This is a genomic window from Pedobacter sp. AC163, from assembly GCF_979258665.1.
Genome location: NZ_OZ409872.1, coordinates 1,344,226 through 1,368,151, shown reverse-complemented (window position 1 = coordinate 1,368,151; position 23,926 = coordinate 1,344,226). Strand labels below are relative to the sequence as shown.

Annotated in this window: 22 protein-coding genes; 8 read left to right on the top strand and 14 right to left on the bottom strand. The window is 39.0% G+C overall.

Going from position 1 to position 23,926, the window contains the following annotated elements:
• Positions 1-104 precede the first annotated feature (104 nt).
• The gene (locus tag ACZZZK_RS05695) at positions 105-1,136 is read left to right on the top strand and encodes a S41 family peptidase (protein WP_463483294.1); all 1,032 of its coding nucleotides are present in this window, start codon (positions 105-107) and stop codon (positions 1,134-1,136) included.
• 14 nt (positions 1,137-1,150) lie between these two features.
• Here the strand turns inward: ACZZZK_RS05695 and moaCB are convergent, their stop codons facing one another.
• The 9 genes from moaCB to ACZZZK_RS05650 are packed head-to-tail and all read right to left on the bottom strand — an operon-like array spanning position 1,151 to position 7,920.
• Positions 1,151-2,059, bottom strand: coding sequence for a bifunctional molybdenum cofactor biosynthesis protein MoaC/MoaB (moaCB, locus tag ACZZZK_RS05690; RefSeq protein ID WP_463483293.1), 909 nt, complete (start codon positions 2,057-2,059; stop codon positions 1,151-1,153).
• Positions 2,060-2,062: 3 nt separating this feature from the next.
• Positions 2,063-2,506 (bottom strand): molybdenum cofactor biosynthesis protein MoaE, encoded by a 444-nt coding sequence (locus tag ACZZZK_RS05685; RefSeq protein ID WP_463483292.1) that lies wholly within the window; start codon positions 2,504-2,506, stop codon positions 2,063-2,065.
• 1 nt (position 2,507) lies between these two features.
• A complete protein-coding gene (locus ACZZZK_RS05680) occupies positions 2,508-3,605 on the bottom strand; it encodes a ThiF family adenylyltransferase (protein WP_463483291.1) in 1,098 nt (365 codons plus the stop codon).
• A 1-nt stretch (position 3,606) separates the two neighbouring features.
• Positions 3,607-3,837, bottom strand: coding sequence for a MoaD/ThiS family protein (locus ACZZZK_RS05675; RefSeq protein ID WP_463483290.1), 231 nt, complete (start codon positions 3,835-3,837; stop codon positions 3,607-3,609).
• Positions 3,838-3,850: 13 nt separating this feature from the next.
• The gene (locus ACZZZK_RS05670) at positions 3,851-5,023 is read right to left on the bottom strand and encodes a molybdopterin molybdotransferase MoeA (protein WP_463483289.1); all 1,173 of its coding nucleotides are present in this window, start codon (positions 5,021-5,023) and stop codon (positions 3,851-3,853) included.
• On the bottom strand, positions 5,024-6,004 hold the full coding sequence (gene moaA, locus ACZZZK_RS05665) for a GTP 3',8-cyclase MoaA (protein WP_463483288.1): 981 nt from the start codon (positions 6,002-6,004) through the stop codon (positions 5,024-5,026).
• Entirely contained in the window at positions 6,001-6,591 is a 591-nt protein-coding gene (locus tag ACZZZK_RS05660) for a nucleotidyltransferase family protein (RefSeq protein ID WP_463483287.1), read from the bottom strand. The genes moaA and ACZZZK_RS05660 overlap by 4 nt, the downstream gene beginning before the upstream one ends.
• On the bottom strand, positions 6,591-7,700 hold the full coding sequence (locus ACZZZK_RS05655) for an XdhC family protein (RefSeq protein WP_463483286.1): 1,110 nt from the start codon (positions 7,698-7,700) through the stop codon (positions 6,591-6,593). The genes ACZZZK_RS05660 and ACZZZK_RS05655 overlap by 1 nt, the downstream gene beginning before the upstream one ends.
• A 43-nt stretch (positions 7,701-7,743) precedes the next feature.
• Positions 7,744-7,920, bottom strand: a complete 177-nt coding sequence (locus tag ACZZZK_RS05650; protein WP_463483285.1) for a hypothetical protein — start codon at positions 7,918-7,920, stop codon at positions 7,744-7,746.
• A gap of 159 nt (positions 7,921-8,079) precedes the next feature.
• Here ACZZZK_RS05650 and ACZZZK_RS05645 point away from each other — a divergent pair, with 159 nt between their 5' ends.
• From ACZZZK_RS05645 to ACZZZK_RS05630, 4 genes are read left to right on the top strand one after another with little or no spacing between them, the layout of a single operon-like run.
• Positions 8,080-8,580 (top strand): molybdopterin-dependent oxidoreductase, encoded by a 501-nt coding sequence (locus ACZZZK_RS05645; RefSeq protein WP_463483284.1) that lies wholly within the window; start codon positions 8,080-8,082, stop codon positions 8,578-8,580.
• Positions 8,577-9,353, top strand: coding sequence for a molybdate ABC transporter substrate-binding protein (modA, locus tag ACZZZK_RS05640; RefSeq protein WP_463483283.1), 777 nt, complete (start codon positions 8,577-8,579; stop codon positions 9,351-9,353). Before ACZZZK_RS05645 ends, modA begins: the two co-directional genes overlap by 4 nt.
• Positions 9,354-9,365: 12 nt before the next feature.
• On the top strand, positions 9,366-10,037 hold the full coding sequence (modB, locus tag ACZZZK_RS05635) for a molybdate ABC transporter permease subunit (protein ID WP_463483282.1): 672 nt from the start codon (positions 9,366-9,368) through the stop codon (positions 10,035-10,037).
• A complete protein-coding gene (locus tag ACZZZK_RS05630) occupies positions 10,034-10,663 on the top strand; it encodes a sulfate/molybdate ABC transporter ATP-binding protein (RefSeq protein WP_463483281.1) in 630 nt (209 codons plus the stop codon). Before modB ends, ACZZZK_RS05630 begins: the two co-directional genes overlap by 4 nt.
• Positions 10,664-10,730: 67 nt before the next feature.
• On the opposite strand, the gene map is transcribed toward ACZZZK_RS05630, so the two are convergent.
• Both map and ACZZZK_RS05620 read right to left on the bottom strand, forming a co-directional pair.
• Positions 10,731-11,546 (bottom strand): type I methionyl aminopeptidase, encoded by an 816-nt coding sequence (map, locus tag ACZZZK_RS05625; RefSeq protein ID WP_463483280.1) that lies wholly within the window; start codon positions 11,544-11,546, stop codon positions 10,731-10,733.
• Between the two features lie 42 nt (positions 11,547-11,588).
• Entirely contained in the window at positions 11,589-13,454 is a 1,866-nt protein-coding gene (locus ACZZZK_RS05620; RefSeq protein WP_463483279.1) for a TonB-dependent receptor plug domain-containing protein, read from the bottom strand.
• Between the two features lie 63 nt (positions 13,455-13,517).
• Between ACZZZK_RS05620 and ACZZZK_RS05615 the strand changes: the two genes are divergently transcribed.
• The 3 genes from ACZZZK_RS05615 to ACZZZK_RS05605 all read left to right on the top strand — a co-directional run bounded on the left by ACZZZK_RS05615 (position 13,518) and on the right by ACZZZK_RS05605 (position 20,237).
• A complete protein-coding gene (locus tag ACZZZK_RS05615; RefSeq protein WP_463483278.1) occupies positions 13,518-15,011 on the top strand; it encodes an aminotransferase-like domain-containing protein in 1,494 nt (497 codons plus the stop codon).
• 199 nt (positions 15,012-15,210) lie between these two features.
• The gene (locus ACZZZK_RS05610) at positions 15,211-18,348 is read left to right on the top strand and encodes a SusC/RagA family TonB-linked outer membrane protein (RefSeq protein WP_463483277.1); all 3,138 of its coding nucleotides are present in this window, start codon (positions 15,211-15,213) and stop codon (positions 18,346-18,348) included.
• 17 nt (positions 18,349-18,365) lie between these two features.
• Positions 18,366-20,237: a RagB/SusD family nutrient uptake outer membrane protein gene (locus ACZZZK_RS05605; RefSeq protein ID WP_463483276.1), complete on the top strand. Its 1,872-nt coding sequence runs from the start codon at positions 18,366-18,368 to the stop codon at positions 20,235-20,237.
• A 270-nt stretch (positions 20,238-20,507) separates the two neighbouring features.
• Here the strand turns inward: ACZZZK_RS05605 and ACZZZK_RS05600 are convergent, their stop codons facing one another.
• From ACZZZK_RS05600 to ACZZZK_RS05590, 3 genes are all read right to left on the bottom strand, one after another.
• Positions 20,508-21,707, bottom strand: coding sequence for a GAF domain-containing sensor histidine kinase (locus ACZZZK_RS05600; RefSeq protein WP_463483275.1), 1,200 nt, complete (start codon positions 21,705-21,707; stop codon positions 20,508-20,510).
• 250 nt (positions 21,708-21,957) lie between these two features.
• Positions 21,958-22,584: a M23 family metallopeptidase gene (locus ACZZZK_RS05595; RefSeq protein WP_463483274.1), complete on the bottom strand. Its 627-nt coding sequence runs from the start codon at positions 22,582-22,584 to the stop codon at positions 21,958-21,960.
• A gap of 64 nt (positions 22,585-22,648) precedes the next feature.
• Positions 22,649-23,878, bottom strand: a complete 1,230-nt coding sequence (locus ACZZZK_RS05590) for a metallophosphoesterase (protein ID WP_463483273.1) — start codon at positions 23,876-23,878, stop codon at positions 22,649-22,651.
• Positions 23,879-23,926: the final 48 nt, after the last annotated feature.

Genomic DNA, 23,926 nt, shown 5'->3' with positions numbered 1-23,926 from the left:
GCAACCATTCTTTCAAAAAAATCGTCTGATTCATAAAGTTCTGCGGTTTTGCGTTGATCGTTTTATAATCGCTGAACACTGATTAATCTTTTGAGTAAGTATTGATGAAAAAAAATTTGTTGCTGGTATTTGTTTTAAGCGCTTCTCTTAATTTAAAGGCTCAGAAAAAGACAAGCCAGGATAGTATTGCGATATTTTATAAAGAAGTTTTTTCTGCCTTAAAAAAGAAATACTTACATAAGGGAAGCGTAGATTGGTCAGCAGTTGAATCTGAAACAAACAAAAAGTTAACCTCTTACGGCAATTTTAATCAATCATTAAATGAACTACCGCTTCTATTTAAGCAAATTGGAGCAACTCATTGTAATGTTTATTACAAAAAACAAAAGTATGCCGCAAAAGGTAAAATAGTTTCGAAAGATGCTTACAGCGAGCAATGGAAGAAAAAGTACGATAGTAAGCCTGCCTTTGAGGCAAAAGTGATTGGAGAAAAATATGGCTACATTCTAATGCCTGCAATGGTTTTTTTCGATTTGAGCGCCGAAAACATTCACAAAATTTCTCAGCCGATGTATGACCAGATAGCCGCTATTAAAAACAATAATAAAATTGAAGGTTGGATAGTTGATTTACGTTTCAATACCGGCGGAAATTCTATGCCAATGCTTTTGGCTTTGTATGATTTTCTGGGAGATAATAAAATTTGGGGCGTAATGGATGTGAATAAGAAACTCCAAAGTGTAGATGAATTAAGAGCGGGCAACTATCTATTTGGAAATAAGAAGATGTCATACATTAGACCAAACGGAGCATTGTTAGATCAATCAAAGGTAGCTGTTTTGACAGGCGTCTTCACGGCCAGCTCTGGAGAGGTAACAGCGTTTGCATTTAAAGGGAGGCCAAATACTAAATTTATAGGAGAAGCTACCTACGGTGCCACAACCGCTAATATTTACTGGCCGCTTCCATTTGATGCGACAATGGCCTTAACAACTTCTTATTACAGTGATAGAAATGGCGTTTATCATCCAAATATTGTTCCCGATATTACGGTTTCAAAGCAAGACCGTTTCGATGATTTGCTAACCGATGGAAATATTAAAGAAGCAATTGAATTTTTTAAAGGCGAAGGATAAAAACCTGTCGTTCATTAGTGTTTTTGCCCCTTATTAACTTTAAATAAGTGTAGTATTTGTGGGAAAAGTGCATCTATTGTTTCTTCAACTCCGTTTTTCGATCCTGGCAAAGTCAGTACCAGCGTATCTCCAATAAAGCCAGCAACACCGCGTGAAAGCATGGCATAAGGCATTCGCTCTTGTCCGTAGCGCCTGGCGGTTTCCATAATGCCCTCAATTTCGCGATCTAAAAGTGGCGTAATGGCCTCGGGTGTAACATCACGTGGCGATAAACCCGTGCCGCCAGTGAAAATCAATAACTGGTGTTGATCATTAGAAAGTTCAATAGCCACCTTTCTAATTGCATCCACATCATCGGGCACAACATCGTACTTTAAGGTTTCTATTGCAAACTGTTCCAACCTGGCAATTATTGCTTTGCCCGATAAATCTTCATTTTGCTTTTGAAAAATCGAGTCAGAACAAACGACCACAGCAGCTTTAAGCTCAGCGAATTTTTTGTTTTTTAAATCTGATTTTCCACCAGATTTCTCAAGTAGCCTGATGTTTCTAATTTCGATGCCTTTATCGATGGGCTTCAGCATATCATACATCGTTAGCGCCGTAACCGAAGCTCCATGCATGGCTTCTACTTCAACACCTGTTTTGTAAATGGTATGCACCTCAACTAAAATCTCAATTTCCATCTCTTTAATCTCAAAAGTAATGGAAGTATATTCTACAGGAAGTGGATGGCAATCCGGAATGACATCGCTAGTGCGTTTTACACCAAATAAACCGGCTGCTCTGGCGAATTCGAACACATCACCTTTAGGTACTTTTCTTTGCACCACAGCATCGATGGTTTCTTGTTTGGAAACTCTAACTGTTGCACTTGCAATCGCTTTTCTTAAGGTATTTGATTTCTTTGTGATGTTGACCATTTTTTAAATATTTTCTTTCCACTGATGACTTGCATCGGCAAATATTTCCTTTCCCCAGATGGGAAGTTCTGATTTAATTCTTTCTACCAGTTCGTTGCAGGCCTCGATAGCAGGTTTACGGTGTTTCGAAGAGGTGAATACGAATAGACAAATTTCACCAGCTTTGATTGTGCCTAAACTGTGGTGAATGTGCATGCAACTCAGTGGATATTTGTCAAAAATTTCCTCCCTGATTTCGTGCATCTTATTTAATGCCAGGTCTTCAAATGCAGTATATTCAATTGCTGAAACGATTTTTCCGTCAATCTCATCCTTTCTCACTTGTCCCATGAAAATACTATGTCCACCAATTTCGGTTTTAGTATTGTGGTTGGCGATGCTTTTGGCTATAAATTCTGGTGAAACCGGGCCGTCGACAAATATATTTTTGATTTTCTTTTCGCTCATACTAGAAGGTTAAAAAATGGTTTCTCCACTTAGCGATACCGCCTTTTAAACTGTATATTCTTTTTGTATCTCCATATCTTTGATGCAGTTTTTCTGCTGCTGCAACACTTCTGATGCCGTGTTGGCAAAGAAGAACAATGTGATCTGCCCTGATGTTCGAGGAGGCAAATCTATCAAATTCCGACATGGGAACTTGTTGGAAAGTGTTGGCATTTAGTCTCGGAAATTCATGCCGCTCTCGAACATCGATAATTAGGGTAGAATCTTTTTTACTCAGCTCCATCATCCTTTCAGCATCAATCTCGGTGTAACTTTGTATCGGATTCTCAATATTGTGATTCATTAATTCGGCTTCTGTTGTTGCTTTTTGATATTCATCTGAAGGACTGATATTGATCTCATATTGCTCCTGACTGAGCAGGTTGTAATGAAGTAATTTGTTTATTAGTGGTTTGCCAATCTTCGTAAGTAATTTAATAATTTCTCCCGCCGCCATCGTTCCGGTAATTCCTGGCAGAACACCCAGAACGCCATTCTCTGCACAGTTAGCGATTTCGTTAGCGCCCGGTTGAACAGGAAATAAATCACGATAATTAGTGCTAATACCAAACTCGTTGGCCACATTGAAAATAGCAATTTGCCCTTCAAAGCCAGAAACGGCAGCAAAAACCAATGGTTTTTTGAGCAAGGCACAAGCATCGTTAATCAAGTATCTGGATTCAAAATTATCTGTTCCGTCAAAAATGAGATCATAGCCAGAAATGATTTCGATAACGTTTGTTCTGTTAACCAAAATAGGATGGAGGATCAATTCAGTTTCTGGATTCATTTGCTGAAGCCGTTTCGCCGCAACTTCCACTTTCGGTAATCCAATATCATCCATCCCGAAAAGGACTTGTCTTTGAAGATTGGAAAGTTCCACCACATCATGATCGGCAATGCCAATACAGCCAACACCCGCAGCTACAAGATACTGTAGCGCAGGGCAACCCAAACCGCCGGCACCGATAACCAAAACTTTCGCTTTGGTTAAGCGCTGCTGAGATTCGATACCGAATCCACCTAGAATAATTTGCCTCTGGTATCGTTCCGTATTCATTTTATCCTCCTGAAAATGGTGGCATAATTGCAATGCTGTCGCTATCTTTGATCTCACTATTCTGCTGAACAAGATTTTTATTCAGCGCTAATTTGTATTTCATTCCCGCAAGCTGCGGAAAAATATTTTCAAGGTGTGTCTTCAACTCATCAGTCGTTCCACAATCAATGGTCATTTTTTGATTGCTGATGAATTCTGATATTTTTCCAAAGCTGATGATTTCTATCTCCATTTTAAATCAAATCCTAAATCAAAATCACATTTATAGTTTCTCCTGCAACGAAATTTTCTTGCCCTTCATTCAATTGAATCAGGCAATTTGCCTGGGCAAAAGAACTCAATCGGTAAGATTCTTGAGCACCAAGCGGTGTAGCTTTTCCATCTTTGTAATTTCCCTTTAAAAAATGGGTTAATCCCGGTGGTTTCTGATAGGGGTGTGTTAATTCCGCCAGAATTGAGCTTATACTGTTTGCTTTATTTGAAAGCTGGTTTAACGCAGGAACCACATAATTATAATAACAGTTTAATACGGAAGATGGATTTCCTGGAAGGCCAAAAATAACTTTGTCTTCCTTTTTTCCAAAGAATAGTGGCTTTCCAGGTTTCTGTTTTATTTTATGGAAAATTTGATTTATGCCACAATTCGCCGCAGCTTGAAGCACAAAGTCGTAATCTCCAACACTTACACCACCAGTGAGCAAAACCACGTCATTTCTGACTAAAGCTTCTCTCAAAACAGCCGTCAATGTTTCTAAAGAATCTTCAGCTTTTAAAATCTCGACATTAAAAATGCCTTCGTTCTTTAAAGCGGCGGCAAGCGAATAAGAATTTGATTCGTATACCTGTCCGAATTGTAAGGGTAAGCCTGGCTGCTGCAATTCGTTGCCTGTAAGGATTATGGCCACACTTGGCTTGGGATAAACCATTACTTCGCTTACTCCAATGCCAGCTAAAAAGGCCAATGCCGCCGGGCCAAGTAAATCACCTTTTGCCATAGCCAGCTCGCTAGTACGGATCTCTGAACCAATTTGCCTCACGTTTGCACCCCTTACCAGCCTCTCATCATCAAACGTGATGCGGTCATCTTTTTTACTGGTTTTTTCCTGCATTACCACCGTATCTGCACCTTCCGGCAATGGTGCGCCTGTAAATATTCTACTGGTTTGACCTTTGGATATGGTTAATTTTTGAGCAGTTCCGGCAGCCATCTCGCCAATCAAATTCAACTCTTCATGCACATCGTCGAAAATGATAGCGTAACCATCCATAGAAGATTGACGAAAAGCAGGAATATCGAATGCGGCAGTGATATCTTCCGAAAGGATATGGTCAGCAGCTTCCTGCAGTGGTTTTAAAACTGGTTTAAGTGGAGAAATATGGTCTCCAATTAGCTTTCTAGCCTCTTCAACACTTATCATTTATCCCCCAATGGTTATCATGCTTCGGTTTTTTATCGCGTCAGCATCCAGGTTTTCAAAGTGTGTAATTAGTTGTCCGCCCAATTCCTTTTTCTTGCTCCAAATGGAGGCAAATATTAAGGGAAGTACATCCTCCTTGTTTCTTAATGGCGTTAGCAAATCAGTTTCCCCATCAGAGAATAAGCAATTTTTCAGTTTGCCATCAGCGGTTAAGCGCATGCGGTTACAGGTGCTGCAAAAAGGAGCGGTCATGGTACTAATAATGGCGAATGACCCTTCATGACCAGGAATCATAAAGTGTTTGGCCGTATCATGAGGCGCAGATTCTACAGGCAACACGGTAAAATCTTCTTCTACAACATGCAATATTTCCTGTAGCGAAAACATTTTGTTGCTTGTCCATTTATTACCTAAAAAAGGCATAAATTCTATAAATCTGATCTGAATAGGGTTGTGTTTTGTCCATTTGATAAAATCATTTATCTCACCATCATTAAGGCCTTTCATTACCACCATATTTATTTTTACGGCGATTTTATGCTGTAATAATAGTTCGATATTACTTCTCACCTGGTGAAAAACATCACGCCTGGTGATCATGAAAAACTTTTCAGGCTGTAAAGTATCGAGACTGATATTGATGGTTTTAATCCCCGCTTCGATTAAAACAGGCAACATTTCCGCAATGCGGGTTCCGTTAGTAGTCATTACCAATTCTACCGGGAGTTTGCCTAAGCCCTTTATAATTTCTGCAGCATCTTTACGAACGAGTGGTTCACCACCGGTTAAACGAATTTTTTTTACCCCTTGCGCTACGAAAAGTTCTGCCAAAGCGAGTACCTCAGCAGGTTTCATTAAACGCGATGCTGGAGTAAAATCATAATCCTCCTCTGGCATACAATAAAAGCAGCGGAAATTGCAATTATCGGTTAACGATATTCGCAAATAATCATGCACCCTTCCAAACGAATCTGCTATCATTTATTGTTAATTAAATTATTGTAATCTGCTTCAGTATCAATATCAATCTTTCCCAACTCAAATGGAATGTTAACGGTATCATCGCCATGCGTTTTTAGTAATTGCTTAGCGCCAGTTTCACCGGTTAAATTTAGCAATTCCTCGAAGTATTTCTTGTTGAACAATGTTGGCGTGCCAGTTGTTTCAGCATATGCACAGGTAACTATGTTCTTTAGTGTCGATTGATGAACAGAATTTAACTGTTTGAATATTTCCGCCTTAATATGTGCCTGATCTGCTACTGTAAAGATAGCATTTTCAATTTTAGGTTCGATAGTTAACGCGGTTCTTAAGCCGAAAGAAATGCTCGATGACATGCCATTTTCCCAGCGCTCATTTACAGCATAATAAACACCAGCTACTGCAGAGCGTTGCTTTATTTCTTCGGCATAAGCACCCAATACGACCACAATCGGATGAAACTTCGTTTTTACCGATGCTGCAATTGTAATATCAATTAAAGTTTGGCCTTGGTAGGTTAACAGCTGTTTCGGCTTTCCCAATCTGCTGGAGTTTCCTGCGGCCAAAATGATCATTGCGGTGCTCATTAACTGCTTTTGTTATCGTAAACGTGAATTGGATTTTTCTTGTCTTTCAGCATCCCTGCAGATGCGCCAGAAAACGTGGCTTTAATTTCTGCAATAATAGAAATCGCAATTTCTTCGGCAGTTTCCGCTCCAATATCCAGACCAATCGGGCCATTTATCCTCGCTTCCTTTTCCGGTTGATTCAGCTCTTCCAACATTCTGATCAACTTTTTCTTTGGCCCTAGGGTGCCAATGTAAGGCACATTCGTTTGTAAGAGCAAGTTTAAAAGTGCCGTATCGTAATTGTAATTATGGGTCATCAACACAAAAGCGGTTTGCCCGTCTATTTCTACTTGTGGTAAAAGGGCTTCTGGCTTGGCTACTAAAACCTGTTTCACATTCAGAAACCTTTGTTGCGAAGCGTGTGTTTGCCTGCCATCAACAACGGTAATTTCCCAACCCAAAATGTTTGCCATCTCAGCAAGCGGTTGTGCATCGTTTCCTGCGCCGGCAATAATTAACTGAATAGGAGGAGGGATAAATTCCAGAAAAGCATCAAAATCCTGCCCATCAATGGCGTAACTTTCAAACCTTGATAGCCCCAGCTTTAATACATCAAAGGCATCATTTTTAATGGAACCTATAATGGCATCAGTTATTTTTTCCAGGCTATCTTTCTCCCTGAATAACATGATTGAGCCGGGCTGATTTTTGCTCTCTAATGAAAACAAAGTGGCAATAACGCAGTTTTCCCGTCGGCTATTTGCTGCTTTTAAAATCTCAATCGGGTTTGCTTTGTCTTCAGGCAAAATGGGCTCGAAAAGAATATGAACAATGCCATTGCAGCCCAGTTGAACACCGAATTTTGCATCATCTTCGTCGGTGGTATCGTAGGTGACCAATTTATTTTCCTGCTGATGAATGGCCGAAAGTGCTTTTCTGAGCGCATCGCCTTCTAAACAACCACCACTAATGGCACCAGTTAAAAATCCATCATCGGTTACCAACATTCGGGCGCCGGGGCGCCTATACGATGAACCTTCTACTTTTACAACCGTTGCCAATGCCGACTTTTTATTTTCGGCGATGGATTTTTGGTAAGCAGCCAGAATATCAACAATTTCTTTCATACAGGGATTTTATTCGAACCAAACCGCAAGATTGGCATAAAAATTAAATACTTGCCATATCGAATGGTAATTTTCTTATCCTTTTTCCTGTTAAATCGAAAATAGCCTCGGTTAGTGCCGGTGCAAATGGGGGTAAACCTGGCTCGCCAATACCACCAGCATCTTCATCATTTTCCATAATGTGAACTTCAATCGGCGGAATATCAGTAATCCTTGGCATTTGATAATCGTAAAAATGATGTTGTTCTAGCTACCGCAATCTTCAATAGCGTGTGGGCCCATTCGCCCAACGAATATCGAAAGTTGAATTAAACAAATCCAAAACCAATTGTTATAAATTATATTTGCCACTTAGATTATCAGCATACCTATTGAATTTATGAAACCCAATATCATCCCCCAATTAATTCTTTCCTTTTTGCTGATCTGCTCTTTTGGACAAACCTTCGCCCAAACTACCGATGTGGTAAAGATAAGTGGCGTGCTTACTAAACCTTACACGCTAACCTTAGCCGATTTGGCGAAAATGCCCAGGGTTAAAGTTTCACGGAAAGATAGTGATAGCACAAATTATGAATATTCTGGCGTGCTACTTTCTACGGTTTTGGCTAAAGGTGGGGCCACACTCGGTAAAGATTTACGAGGGCAAAACTTAACAAAATATGTGATTATTGAAGGGATTGACGGTTATCAGGTCGTATTTTCTTTGGCCGAATTGGATGCAGATTTTACAGATGAAAAGATTATTTTGGCAGATACTGTAGACAATGAGCCGCTTCTTTCTACTGAAGGTCCGTTTCGAATTATTGTAGAACACGATAAGCGGGCGGCGAGATGTATAAAACAAGTTATGAGTATAAAAATTGAGTTTGCGAAATGATAAAAATTAAGTCAGTTGCCAATAAAATGATGGCCTGCATTGGGATATTATTGCTGTTTAATGCACAAATCTATGCTCAAACCCTTCGCATTGCAGTAGCTGCAAATGCCCAAGCGGTGATTAAAAAGTTACAGGCAGATTTTAAAAAACAAACACGCATCAACACAGAAGTGGTTTCTGGGGCATCTGGCAAGCTAACTACTCAAATTATGAATGGGGCACCTTACGATATTTTTCTTTCTGCAGATACAGAATTCCCCGCTAAACTTTTTGCAGCAGGTTATGGAATTCAAAAACCAAAACTTTATGCATTAGGCAGTCTCATTATATGTGGAAATGTGCAAGGTGATATAAAAGACTGGCAAAATCTGGTATCGACGGATGCGGTAAAAAAAATTGCTATTGCCAACCCAAAAACTGCACCATATGGTTATGCTGCCCGGCAATCGTTAAAATTTTATAATTTAGAGAACAAAATAAAACATAAACTGGTATTTGGAGAAAGTATCTCGCAAGTGAACACCTACCTTCAAAATGGCATTGTGAGCTTAGGTTTTACAACTGAATCCTTTCTGTATGAAAAAGGGTTTAGTGCTAAGCTAAAATGGGCGAGGGTAGATCAAAAAAGTTATAAAAATATTGAACAAGCGGTTATTTTGCTGTCGCATGCAAAAAAATCAGGAATAAATAACGCTTCAAAATTTTATGAATATCTTTCGTCGGCATCGGCCAGAAAAATTATTAAAAACAATGGTTATCATCTCCCAAATTAACAGTAAAAAATAATGGATCTGGAACCGATTTGGCTAAGTTTGAAGTTGGCTACCATTACTACCATTTTGCTGCTTTTTATTGGGGTTCCTATTGCGTATTGGCTATCGCGGAAGCAAACTGTTCTAAAACTTATTGCCGAAGCGCTGATTACCATGCCTTTAGTGTTGCCACCATCGGTGCTTGGTTTCTATTTGCTTTTGGCTTTTAGTCCCAGTAATGCTTTTGGCGAATGGCTGCAAGCGCATTTCGATTTACAACTGGTCTTTTCCTTTCACGGTTTGATTATTGCTTCCATTATTTATAGTCTTCCTTTTATGGTCAGTCCGATAAAAGCTGCTTTCGCTCACCTGCCTAAATCTATGGCAGAGGCTTCTTACATCATGGGTAAATCTAAAACGCAAACCTTTTTTAAGGTGCTTCTGCCTAACATTAAAGCTTCTATTTTTACGGCTATGGTGTTAGCATTTGCACACACATTGGGCGAATTTGGAGTAGTTTTAATGATTGGTGGGAATATTCCAGGAGAAACAAAAGTAGCATCGATAGCGATTTACGATGCAGTGGAAACCATGGATTATGCTTCTGCCAACGCTTACGCACTTATTTTATTTGCCATCACTTTCATCATCGTTGTAGGCGTTTTTATCATCAATAGAAATGCAATTAAAAGCCCATTTGAATGATAGAACTAGATATTGAAAAAAAAATGGGTAATGGTTCGGGCAGTTTGGCACTTCAGGTGAAAACCGCTTTCCAATCAAATTCAGTAACCAGAATTTTAGGGCCTTCGGGAGCTGGAAAATCAACCCTGTTAAAAATTATTGCCGGGCTTGTCTTGCCAGATAAGGGGACAATTAAGTTCGACAATTCCATTTGGTTCGATAGTGAAACGAAATACAATAAAAAAGTGCAGGAGCGCCAGGTTGGCTTCGTTTTTCAAGATGATGCACTTTTCCCGAACATGACGGTTGAACAGCACCTGAGCTATGGCACAACGGATTTAAATTATATCCGCGAATTGCTGAAAATAGGTGAATTAGATCAACTTAAACATCGGTATCCAAAACAACTTTCAGGTGGCCAACAACAGCGCCTTGCTATTTTGCGAGCGCTATCTACCAAGCCTAAATTATTATTGATGGATGAACCTTTTTCTGCACTTGATACTGCGCTCAAAAACCGGATGATGGAAAGGCTGAAACTGATATTTGAGGCACAAAAAACCACTGTAATCATGGTGACGCACCAAGATAATGAATGGGCGAGTGCCGATAATCAGATCTTTAACCTGGAAAGTAGGGAAAATTAAGAAGTTGATTTTAAGTTGTAGTTGTTCCCAGCTGGTAACCACCACAACTTAAAATATTTACTGCGTTTTAAACCGCTGAAATGCTCTGGTAGCTTGTATTCAAATTAATATTTGCTTTCTCGGCAGCCTCAATTGGCGCATAATCTGAAAGGATTAAAGCTTTGCCTTTCTTCACGCAGACATCATGCTCAAAGTGAACGGATGGTTTACCATCTTTAGTTCTTACTGTCCAGCCATCTTTTTCGATGTAAACATCTTTTTTGCCCATATTAATCATCGGCTCAATGGCCATAACCAAATTTTCTTTAAGCATTAAACCCGAACCACGTTTGCCATAATTTGGCACTTGAGGATCTTCGTGCATACTTTTGCCCAACCCGTGGCCAACGAAATCTCTCACTACACCATAACCTTGCTTTTCGTTGTGATTTTGAATAGCGTAACCAATATCACCCAAACGTTTACCTACCACGGCTTCGTTAATACCAATAAAGAGCGATTCCTTAGTTGTTCTTACCAAATCCAGGATGTCCTGACTTGCTTCACCAATTACAAAAGTGTAAGCATGATCGCCATGGTATTCGTTCTTAATAACACCTACGTCAACTGAAATAATATCACCGTCTTTTAGGGTTTCTGTACCTGGGAAACCATGCACCACTACATCATTAACTGAAGTAATAATATGGTGTGGGAAACCGCTATAGTTGTAAAACGAAGGTACAGCGCCATGATCAAGTATAAATTGATTGGCAAGTTTATCAATTTCAATGGTCTGCAATCCTGGACGTAATATTTTAGCGATTTCGGAAAGGGTTTCGCTCACTAAAAGTGCACTGATTTGCATCAGCTCCACTTGTTCATCAGTTTTATAAAAAATCATTGCTGCAAAATTACGAATAAGTTTTTTAAATGCTTATCGTATTTACAGCGTTACAAATTTTACCCCTAAACTTACCCAACGGGATGGAAGGGGAATGGCTCCAATTTCGAAATATTGGGTGTCAAAAATATTTTGTGCATCCATGTAAATGGTGAATTTATTAATAGATTGACTCAGCCTGAAATCGTTAATCCAATAAGATGGCCCGGTTATCCGCTGATTAAATCGCGTTGCCAAAAGCACGGAAAAGTTATGATACTTAAAATCTACAGTATTGGTAACCTGATGCTTTAGCGCCGACAATTGGTATTTTGAAGCCAGCACTTGCGCCATGTTTTTGAACTTCGAATCTAAATAAGAGTAAGCCAAATTAAAATTGAAGTTTGACTGTTCGTGTAAAGCTAAATGATAATTAGAGCGGAAGTTAATCCCTTTAGTAACCATTGTGCCCACATTATTGGCCTGAAATGGTTCGGTAGCTACGAGTCTTGTCCAATCGATAAATTGATCTATGTTTCTATAAAAAAAGCTGGAGTTGAAAGTGAAATTGCGCTTCAGAAATTTGAATCCCAATTCGCTTTGAAACGCATTTTCGGGTTGTACATCGGGGTTGCCAATGTTTCCTGGTCGTTGGTTAAGGTATAAATCGGTAAAAGAAGGAATCCGCTGACTGGTGCCGAGACTACCAATTATTTTGAGTGCGTTACCAATGGCATAACTCGCATCTATCCCTGGATAAATTTGCCACTTATAAGAGGAATTGTAGTTAACGTAGGCACCGGCATTTACATCCAGTTTTTCGAAGAAACTGGTGCGATATTGTGTATAAAAGCCTGCATTTTCTCGACGGTGAGTGCCAATATTTGACGAGTTGATATTTTCGCTTCGCATTTCGGCACCGAAACCCAGTTCGCCGGTATTGGTTTTGTATGTGCTGGTTACTTCTGCTGCGAATGAATTGGTAGCATGTTTACTTACTCCTGCATTCGGATTTACATTGCCAAAATAACGGTAATCATCAAAATTATATCGGTAGCTTAAACGTGGCAGCAAAGTCCATCGGGTAGATAAAATGTGTTTAGATTGTATTGATGCTAACGTAGTTTGAACTTTTTCTGTCGAGTTTCTATCGCCCGGAGCAGCATAGAAACCGTTGGCGCCAAATTCATTTTCGGTATAACCTGCCGCGGCAATAATTTCATTAGTAGCATCAATTTGGAAATTTCCCTGATAAAGCAATTTCGTGTTTTCGAATTGCGTATTGAAACGATAGCCATTGCTTTTATCGTAACCGCCGAATAGAGAATGCTGTTGCTTCGCTTTGCTCAATACGCCACCCAACTGAACTCCGTTGTTATAAAAAGTTTTTCCAGTGCCTTCCGTATTTTTTTCGAAGTTCGATCCGGCATGTACATCTGCCAGCATACCAGAATGTGTTGGTTTCTTGGTGATGATATTAATTGCTCCGGTGAGGCTGTTTATACCGTAGATTCTGGCAGCAGGGCCCCTTATAATCTCTATCCTTTCAATTGCCTCTACCGGAATCGGAAGGTTAAGCATGTTATGTGCCGTTTGGCTATCAATAATTTTGGTTCCGTTTAATAACACAACGGTTTGTTCAAAACTCCCACCATCAATACTAATATCTGCCTGACCGCCAAAAGGTCCGCGTTGCCTTAAATCTACACCATTAGCATATTGTAGCAATTCCTGGATGCTGCGGCCGGGCAATTTAGCAATCATGGTTTGATCGATTACGTAAACATTTCTGTTTTGTTTTGAGATAGGGGTTTTAAAACCATTCTCATTAATGACCACATCATCAATTTTAATTACAGTATCTTGTTTTTGTTGTGCATATAACTCTGCACTGAAGAGTAGCAGTAACGCAAAATAAAGTCTTTTCACTTGGCTAATTTTTTTCAAAAGTAGTATCTTGCCGTACCACTAAAGTATACCAGTTTAAAGAAAATGGATAGTCCGGTTCAAATTCCTTTTAAAAGTTTTATTCAGCTCGATTCGAAAAGCGCAACCGCTATTTATTTACAAATCGTTTTTGAATTTATTAAAGCTATACAACTCGGATTTCTTCCGGAGGGAACGAAATTGCCTGGCAGTAGAATTTTATGCAAGCTATTGGGCGTAAATAGAAATACGCTCATTAAAGCATTTGATGATTTAGAATCGCAAGGGTTTATAAAAATTTCGGCGAGTAAGGGCACCTTTATACTATCGAGTCAGAAGCAGGTTGTTAAGAAAGATGGGATTGGTCCTTTGCAAAATGAGCTCCCGGTTCCTGTCCATTTTGATTTTAAGAAATCAAACATTCTGGATAATCCAGTTGAGGGGAGTGATTTATCCCTTCAATTTAATGATGGTTTGCCCGACGCCAGGCTTGTGCATACGGATGTACTGGCCCGATTGTATGTTTCAAAATTAAAGAGAAACAGAAATAAAGGGGTTTGGGAACAACTGCAAACACAAGCGCACCTAAATTTTAAAGCGCAGTTTTGTAATTACCTAAACCTAACCCGCGGGTTAAAAATAGCACCATTGAATCTGCTCACCACCACAAATCATGAAATTAGCTTATTTCTCGTGCTAAAATTATTGATAAATACTGGCGATAAAGTTGTTGTTGCTTCACCAGGCTATTACTTTTCCAACATGAGTATACTTGATAGCGGAGCTCAAATTATTTCCGTTTCAATAGATGAGGAGGGGATTAATGTGATCAATCTTCGTGAAATATGCAAAGCACATCAAATTAGGGTACTTTACCTCACCTCCGTAAATCTATATCCTACAACAATTTCTTTAAGCGCAAAGCGAAGGATAGAAATACTGGAGCTGGCTAAAGAATACGGATTTATCATCATTGAAGATGATTACGATTTCGAATTTCATTTTGATAACAATACTGTGCTTCCATTAGCCGCTATTGATACTTATAAGAGTGTGGTTTATATTGGCTCGTTTGCAAAGTCTCTTCCGGCAGGTTTTGGTTATGGATTTGTGTCCGCACCGCCAGATTTCATCAACGAATTGGAAAAACATCAACGCATATTAGCATCCGGTGTTGACGTAATTAAAGAACAGGTACTTACCGAATGGATTGAAGAAGGGGAAGTTCATCGCCTGGCGAAGAAAAATAAAAAAATATACAAGGGGCGGAGGGATTATTTTATTGAGCTGCTTCATCTTAAACTGGAAGGATTGATTAAATTTCAGGTTCCTAACCAAGGCTTGGCGGTTTGGATAGAATGGCTGCCCAGTTTTAGTTTAATAAAGTTCCAAAAAAAATGCCTGGATAATGGACTGTTTCTGCCTAAAACAATGTTGTATCAAAATAAAAATTTAACTGCTACCCGCCTGGGCTTTGGCAGTTTGAATGAACAAGAGATGGAAAATGCTGTGGAAATTTTGCAAAAATCTATTGCTGAAGTATTGATAGAAATTAGATAATATTTTATAATTCATCGATAGTATCGTACAGTTAAAATTTAGGAGTCCTCTCTAAATTTGTGGTTAGATAAAATTTATTAGAGAATATTAATCTCATTTGTAAAAAAAGTGATGCGAATATTCCAGATCAAATTCATAACCGTATTTTTGACGTTTATGACATTTTATTGAACTTTTTACAACTAACCAATATAAATCCATGAGCAAAAATTTACATAACAATCCTTTGTTTAAGACACTCGGTATTCTCGGTGTAATAGGAGGAATGGTTACGCTACCTATTCTATCTTTTGCGGTAGCATCGCCAAAACCATTGGTATCCATCTCAAAAAGTAAGCTAACGAAAGTGGTTCCAGTAAGAGGAACCGTTGTGGATGCTAAAGGCGGACCACTACCTGGCGTAGTGGTAAAAGTTAAGGGTGGCGGTGCCGCGGTGGCTACAGATGCAGACGGAAGGTTTACGCTAAACCTCGAGACCGGAAATGAAACCTTAGTTTTAAGTTTGGTAGGCTTTAAGTCGACTGAATTTCCGGTAAATGGAAAGACAGAGGTTAAAATCGTGATGAGCGAGGATATCGCTAATCTCGAGGATGTTGTAGTAGTGGGCTACGGCACGGTTAAGAAGAAAGATTTAACAGGTGCAGTATCTAGTGTAAAAAGCGAAGACATTACCATTAGTCCGGTAAGTAGCCCAATGGAAGCTTTACAGGGCAGGGTTGCCGGTTTGGATATTCAGCGTACCAGTGGGCAATCGGGTCAATCACCAAATGTATTACTTAGGGGAAATAGATCCATTACCGTCGGTTCAATTCCTGGTGCTTCTCAAAATCCTTTGTATGTTATTGATGGAATTATTGGAAACATCAACAGCTTAAATCCAAACGATATTGAAACCATTGATGTACTGAAAGATGCATCATCAACTGCAATTTATGGTGTGGCTGGTGCGAATGGTGTAATCATGATCACCACTAAGAAAGCTAAAGCGGGTAAAGTACAAATTGATGTTGATTCTTATTACGGTACTAATGGCAAAGCAGAATTTCCAAAAGCTTTAACTGGCGATGCCTGGTTAAATTATATTAACGAACGTTACTTTGCTGCAAATGGGAGATATCCGGCAAACTTAACAGATGCAGGTGTTCCGGCATCGGGAATCACCGCAATTAACAATGGCCAATGGGTTGATTGGGTAGACGAAACATTACGTAACGGATCACAACAAAATCACCATATTTCCATTCGTGGAGGTTCTGAAAAGGTACAAGGATACATGTCATTGGGTTACATTCAAGAAAAGGGTATTTACCAAGGCGATCAATCCAAATTCTATAATGTTCGCGGTGGGGTAGATGTAAACTTCAATAAATATTTCAAAGCCGGGCTACAAACTACCGTTAACTTAAGGGATGGCGACCAAACGAATAGCCGGATTAATAAAGCATTTGGTGTTTATCCGCTAGGGTCGGCATATAATGAAGATGGTTCGGTAAATGCACTTCCACTTGCTGGTGTTTCTGCGGTAAGCCCGATTGCTAATTACGCCGATGGTGTATTTATCAACAATACAAAAAGTCTTTTCCTGGCTGTAAATCCTTATGTGGAAATTACGCCAATTAAAAATCTTTCTATCCGTTCAAATTTAGGTTTAACCCTTTCGGCTAACCGACAAGGCACTTTTGCAAACGAACGTTCTTATAATATCCTTTCGGAAGGTAGAACCGCAAAAGAAGCCAGCTATGAAAATAATATTGCTTACAATTATTTATGGGAGAACATTGTCAACTATAATCTTACGATTGCAAAGGACCATCAGTTTACTGTAACAGGGATTACATCATTCGAAGATAGAAGAGGAGAACGCTCATTTATTTATGGTACTGGGCTTGAGTTTGATGATTACAAGTTCTATAATCTGGCAGCTGCAACGTTGTCTACCACTAAAGCAACCGGTTATACGCAACAAAACAGAATGTCGTTCGCCGGAAGAATAAACTATAGTTACAAAGGAAAATACCTTTTTCAGGCATCCAATCGTTGGGATGGTGTATCGCAATTAATTGATAAATGGTCTACTTTTCCATCAGTTTCTGCGGCGTGGCGTATTAGTGACGAGAAATTTATGGAATTTAGTAAGGCTTATGTAACTAACCTGAAATTAAGAGCGGGTTATGGTGTTGCCGGAAATCCAAATATCCCTGCTTACAATAACAGCACTTTGGTGGCTTCAAGATCTGGCGATTTTCCACTTACATTAGGAGGTTCTACTGCATTACCATTGTATTCTACCAATCGTGCTTTAGGTAACGAAGCCTTAACCTGGGAGCGCTCATACAATTTCAACTTAGGTTTGGATTTTACGTTATTTAACGGAAGAGTAGATTTTGCCGGCGAATACTTCCACACAAAATCTAAGGGCGTACTATACCCGAGGAATTTGCCGCCAACGGATGGTGGCTACGATGCTAAAAACCAGTATTTCATTTACGCTAATATTGGTGAAACTAAAAATCAAGGTGTTGAGATCACTATTAACAGTAGAAATATCGATACGAAAAATTTCAGATGGAATTCTGCATTTACTTTTACCAGAGCTACAGAAGAGCTAACGAAGATTGACTTAGGAAACTCTGTAGCAGCAACCTCGTTAATTACCAATAACCTTTTTGTGGGCAGCCAATTGCCACAAACGGTAATTTATGGTTATAAAAAATTGGGTATTTGGCAATTAGGTGAAGAAACGGAGGCTGCAAAATATGGCGCCAAACCTGGCGATATGAAATTGGCGACTGTACCTAGAATCGATGCATCGGGTGTGAGTGATAATGGCGTTCACCCGTACACTGCCGCAGATAGAATGATTCTTGGGCACAATACACCAGATTTTAGCTTAGGTTTACAAAACACCTTCGCCTACAAAGGATTTGATTTAACGGTATTTATGACCATGCGGTACGGACAAACCATTAATGCTCAACTTTTGGGGTATTGGAATTCTGTTGCACAGCCCGATACGTATAATTATTGGACACCAACCAATCCAACTAATGATTTTCCAAGACCAACGCTTGGGGCAGTAAATAACAATCTAATCAGTGCACTATCAATTGTTGATGGATCATATTTTAAAATAAAAAACATTACGCTAGGTTATACCCTGCCAACCAAAGTAAGTACCAAAGCTGGATTTAGCCGCATTAGATTTTATGGCACAGCCTATAACAGTTTTGTATTTGCAAAGAGTGATTTGCTGAAAAATATCGATCCTGAAACTGCCGGAAACGATAGCTTTCCGTTATACAGGCAAATGGTTTTTGGTTTAAATGCATCATTTTAATTTTAAAGAAATAGGGAATGAAAACATTATATAAATATTCGCTAGGCTTAATTGTAGTCTTTTCGCTTAGCACAACTTCATGTAAAAAATATCTTGATGAAGTAAATCCTGGTGCCACTACTTTAGAAACGGCTTATACCAATAAATCGGGTTTTGAAGGATTGATAAATACCATTTATGTAGACAATTACTTCTTTTATGGTAAAGTAGATTTCATCGGTCCATCAGAAATGGGGACCGATTTATGGATCAATTATGCGGGTTCGGATATCGGCATTACCACCTACGATAACACTTTAAACACGAACTTGTCTACACTCAAAACCATTTGGGGAGGTTGTTATTCTGCAATTGGACTAGCAAATACGGCCATCGAATACAGCTCGAAAGTTAAAGGTTTTGCCTCACAGGCGGATATCGATGCAAAAGTTGCTGAAGCTTATTTTTGGAGAGCCTGGGCTTATTTTAATTTGGTGGAGCAGTTTGGAGCAGTTTACCTGACTACAAAATCTGCAGCAACAGAAGGAAATAATATTCAGCCAACGCGAAGTACGGAGAAGGAAATTTATGATTTAATTATTTCCGACCTGAAGTTTGCCTGTGAAAAATTGCCTATTACTCAAGGTGCTTTAAGAGGACGGATAGCAAGAAAAGCGGCTTATGGAATGCTGGCAAAAGTGTACCTACAACGCACTCGTTTAGGCGAAAAAGAACAATATGCACAACTTGCATTAACAACTGCCGAAGAATTAATTAATAATCCGGCAAAATACAATGCTGCATTGTACTTAAGTGATGCTACACGTTCGGGCTTTGCAAAAGCTTTTGATTTGAAAAATAATAAGAGTAATACAGAGTTTCTTTTTCTTCAGGCCGTTGATGTTTCTGGTTTAAATCCTGAAGGTTTTAACAGAGGGCGTACCCGTCAGTATTACTTGCCTGATTTAGGTGGTAGAGGTGCGGAATGGGGTACAACTGAAACAACTGTACTTTATGGAAGATCAAATTCTAAACAGTATAAACCAACCAAATATCTACTAACGAATATTTTCGATCCGAGGGAAAATACACCAGATACCAGATTTGCGAACACCTTTACTTATAAGTTTTATGCAAGTGCTGACAAAGTAATTACTGCTGCTTTGGCAACTGCTTATCAAAAAGATCCTTCAATTGTGGGTAAAACTATTTTAAGTACCAGACAAGCTTACACTGGTCCGGATTATTTTCTTGCTTCAGGTGGTACTTTCGAAGAGGAAAAAAACATGACTAATGATGTAGGGCTTTCTGTCTTTACACCAAACTGGACAATTCCTGCGGCAGACAAAAAGAAAATCCCTGCGTTAGTTGCAGATCCTAATGATCTTTTTGACCCTGCTACGAATAACTATAAATTACCAGCGTCCTTCCCGAATGAGCCAAGTTTGATTAATATTTTTCCAGCGTTCAAAAAATTCTCTGGTAAGATGTACGCACAATCAAACCAAAACTGGTTGGGAGATATTCCGATTTTACGTTTAGGTGAGGTTTATCTAATTGCTGCAGAAGCGGCTATATTAGCTAATAACGATGTTTTGAAAGCGTCTAACTATGTAAATGTAATTCGTAAACGTGCTGCGGTTACTGGGCGTGAAAGCGAAATGCTGGCTACACCGGCAGAAATGAATGTGGCTTACATTTTAAAAGAACGCGGCAGAGAGTTGGCAGGTGAGCATACCCGTTGGATTGATTTGAAAAGAACCGGAAACTTATCAACTGCTTACTTTCAGCAAACCAACCCTATTATTGCCCCTAACTTCGATCCGAAGAAACATACGGTTAGGCCGATTCCACAATACTTTTTAGATGCCATTACCAATGCTGCCGAATTCGGTAACAATGGTTACTAACTAATAAAGTATATTCAATAGGTTAAGGCCGTCTCAAATTTTGAGGCGGCTTTTTTTGTGTAATTCCATCTTGATTTTTTAGTCAATCGATAGCCAAACGTAAGCTAACATTTAACTTAAAAATGGTAAATGGAATTTTGTTTGATAAAGCACTAGGCTCAAAAGAATTTTAACGATTGCTATTAGATACGATTAGGTGAAAGTCTGGCTTAATAGAGCCAGGACTTTCCATTATCACTTTTGATAAAAAAGGATATCGCTAAAAATTAATTAAGCAGGAAGCGAGATAAAAATGGTGGTTCCTTGCTCCAATATCGAGTCGACTTTAATGCTGCCCTGCAGTTTGGCTACCAGGCTACTAACTGCATCTAGCCCAAAGCCATTACCTTTTCGGTTAAAGCGATCATTTCCTTGGGCCGTAAAGCCTTCTCGAAAAATATTTTGTAGGTTCTCCGGTGAAATTCCTCTGCCATTATCTTTCACAGATAATATATATTGATCATCTTCTAAACAACAAGAAACCTGGATTTGTGGTTTATTTTTATCGTTGTAGCGAATGGCATTGCTTAATAAATTGAGCATAATTTGTTCCATCGCAATTTTAGAAGTTTTGATGCTTACGCTTTCAGGCATGGTAATCTCGAAATCTTGAGGCACATTTAACATCGGAATTAAATTTTCCAAAAGGAAACGAAAATCAACATCTTCTTGCCTTGCTAATAATGTTGAAGGTGCTTTCGAATAATCAAGCATGTCATCAACATACGTCACCAAATTCCTGGCAGAGCGCAAGGCAATTTGAATTAGTCTCACTGCTTTTTCATCGCCTTGTGTATCGAATTTCTTCCTTAAAGATTCTGCAGATAAAATAATGCTGGATAAGGGATTCTTAATGTCGTGAGCTACCCGCTGTGCAAACTTTTCTATAAAAAGATTCGCTTCACTCAAGGCGGCGTTAGCAAGCTCCAACTCGTTAACCTTCCTTCTTAATTCTAACTGGTGCTGCGCCTGTTTGGCAAGAATTTTTAGCGCAGCAATCTGACTATCAGTTAATCCTTTTTCCTGGTGGTCGATCACGCACAAGGTTCCCAAAGCAAAACCCTCAGGATTAATCAGTGGTACGCCAGCATAAAAAATAATTTCCGGATGTCCGGTAACCAAAGGATTTTGCGCAAATCGGGCATCCGTCAACGCATTATTAACGATCATGATATCGCCATTGCCAGCAATAGAATGAGAACAAAAAGCAACTTCTCTCGAAGTTTGAGTGAGTTCTGTACCGAAGTTCGATTTAAACCACTGCGTCTTGTCATCCAAAATGGTAACCAAAGCAATTGGGGTTTGACAAATTTCGGCTGCCAGCTTTGTTAAATCATCGAAATCTTGTTCCTGTCCACTTCCTAAAATATTATAAGATCCTAGAGCATTTAATCTCTCAGGCTCGTTGTTTGGTAAAGGATAAATGGTCATATATTGCTTTATAATCTTCAGCGCCTAAAGGTAAACTAAATAAAGCAGCATTTGTTTGAGTTACTATTAATTTGACTTACAAGATATAGTGAATATGTTTTGCTGATCCATTTCGATTGTAGGTGTTGAACAGATTTTTTAATCTTTTCACGATTTTCCACTTAATAATCTGAAGATGATTAGGAGTTAGTATAATTTCAAATACTTCAGCATTGATCAATCATCAGCTTTATCCTCAAATTCAGCCTGTTTATTTTACATATTGTTTTAAAAATACCTGAGGATTGTAAAAGCGATCATTTAGTTGTGCATTATTAAACGTAAGCCAGCTTGCGCAACCGTAATCATCAAACTTTTTGCGTATTTCTAAATGAAGATGATGGTAGTCGCCACCATACTTTTTGCTTTCGTCTTTTGCTAATAATCGAGCTAATTTGGTTTTTTCATCTACCTGTTGCCCGTTGCTCACATAAACTTCTTTTAAGTGTTTGTAGCTGGTAAACATGGTTTTCCCATCTTTCAAAGTATGTCTAACCACCACCGTTTTTTGGTTTTCACCTAAATGAACGGAACAAACTACGCCATTGGCCATGGCATAAACCGGAATTAATTTTGTTGTAGGTTTTACCGGATTAATATCAATAGCAGTGTGAATATGGCCTTTGTAATAACTATCCCGATGATCGCCGAAAATGCTAATAATCTTGATGTTGCTAATCTTTTTCCGATCGCTTACATCAAACGGTAAGAACCAGTTTTCAGCATTTTTTTGAGGTTTGGTATCGGAGTAATAAGGCTTCCATCTTTCTCTGTCTTTTTCAATAGTTGGTGTTTCGGACATTGAAAATGTGAAAAGGAAGAAAAGTAATAACTTCATCTGTTTTATAATTTTATAACAAGATAATATTAAACGGCTAAATATATGCGTATGATAAGTGATTTCATTTATTTGCGCTCTTTTTAAGCTCAATCACGGTGATCTCCGGCCAGATTCCAATTCTGCCCGAAAAACCTAAAAAGCCAAAGCCCCTGTTCACATTTAAATATCGTCCGTTTTCAAATTTTATGCCTCCCCAATGTTTATAACGATATTTAACCGGGCTCCATTTAATGCCAAACGCTTCAATACCGAATTGCATCCCGTGAGTATGGCCAGCCAATGCCAGCTGAATTTTTGATGGATTATTTTTCACCTGTGCCTCCCAATGCGATGGATCATGAGAAAGCAACACCTTAAAATCGTTCACATTTGTGCCAGCCAAAGCCTTCGCCAAATCGCCACGTTCCCCAAATCCAAGTCCCCAGTTTTCGATCCCTGCAAGAATAATTTTATCCCCATTTTTGGTTAACTCTACATGTTCATCCAATAGTAGTTTAAATCCAAGTTCGGCATGATAGCTTTTTAATTGCTGTAAATTTTTAATCTTATCTGCTTCAGATGGCCATTTGATATAGTCTCCATAATCATGATTGCCCAACACGGAAAATTGGCCGAATGGCGCTTTTATTTGCGAAAAATGGCCAATATAGGGTGCGATTTCCGAAGCGGCATTGTTTACCAAATCGCCGGTGAAAACAAACAGGTCACTTTTTTGCGCATTAATCAAGTCGATGCCTTTTTGTACCTGCTTTGGTTTAGTAAAGCTTCCCGAATGAATGTCGGAGATTTGCGTAATGGTGAATCCGTCAAAACTGTCCGGTAAATCATCGAAATAAAGGCTGTGTTTGATCACCCTGTAGGCATATTTGCCTCTCGTAATCCCAAAAATGAACAGTAGAACGGTAAGGCAGAACATCACAAAGGCAAAATCTACCCAATAAATGCTTCGCCCCAACACCTGAAATCCATCTGGTTGAAAGTTGGAGGATATCGAAAGAACCAACCTAAATAAATCTCCAACGAGTAGAAAAAAAGCAAAAACTACTTCCGCGGTAAACACGATTAAAAATGCATGCGTAATAATTTGGAAAAATTTACCCATTCCATTTGCCCGCATTTGTGTAATCGCGAAAAATAAGGCAACTGCTAATCCAATAATGAATACCCAAAAAAATGGAGCCAGTAAGGTAGATTGATTGAGCGTGCCAAAGCCTGAAAGCACATAAGAATTAAGCGCAAAAAATAGAACAACTATGGCAAGTATGGGTAAGAAGTTAATCTTTCGTTTCATAAAGAAAAAATGAAGTATGGATGTAAAAATAGATTTTAAACGTGGGGT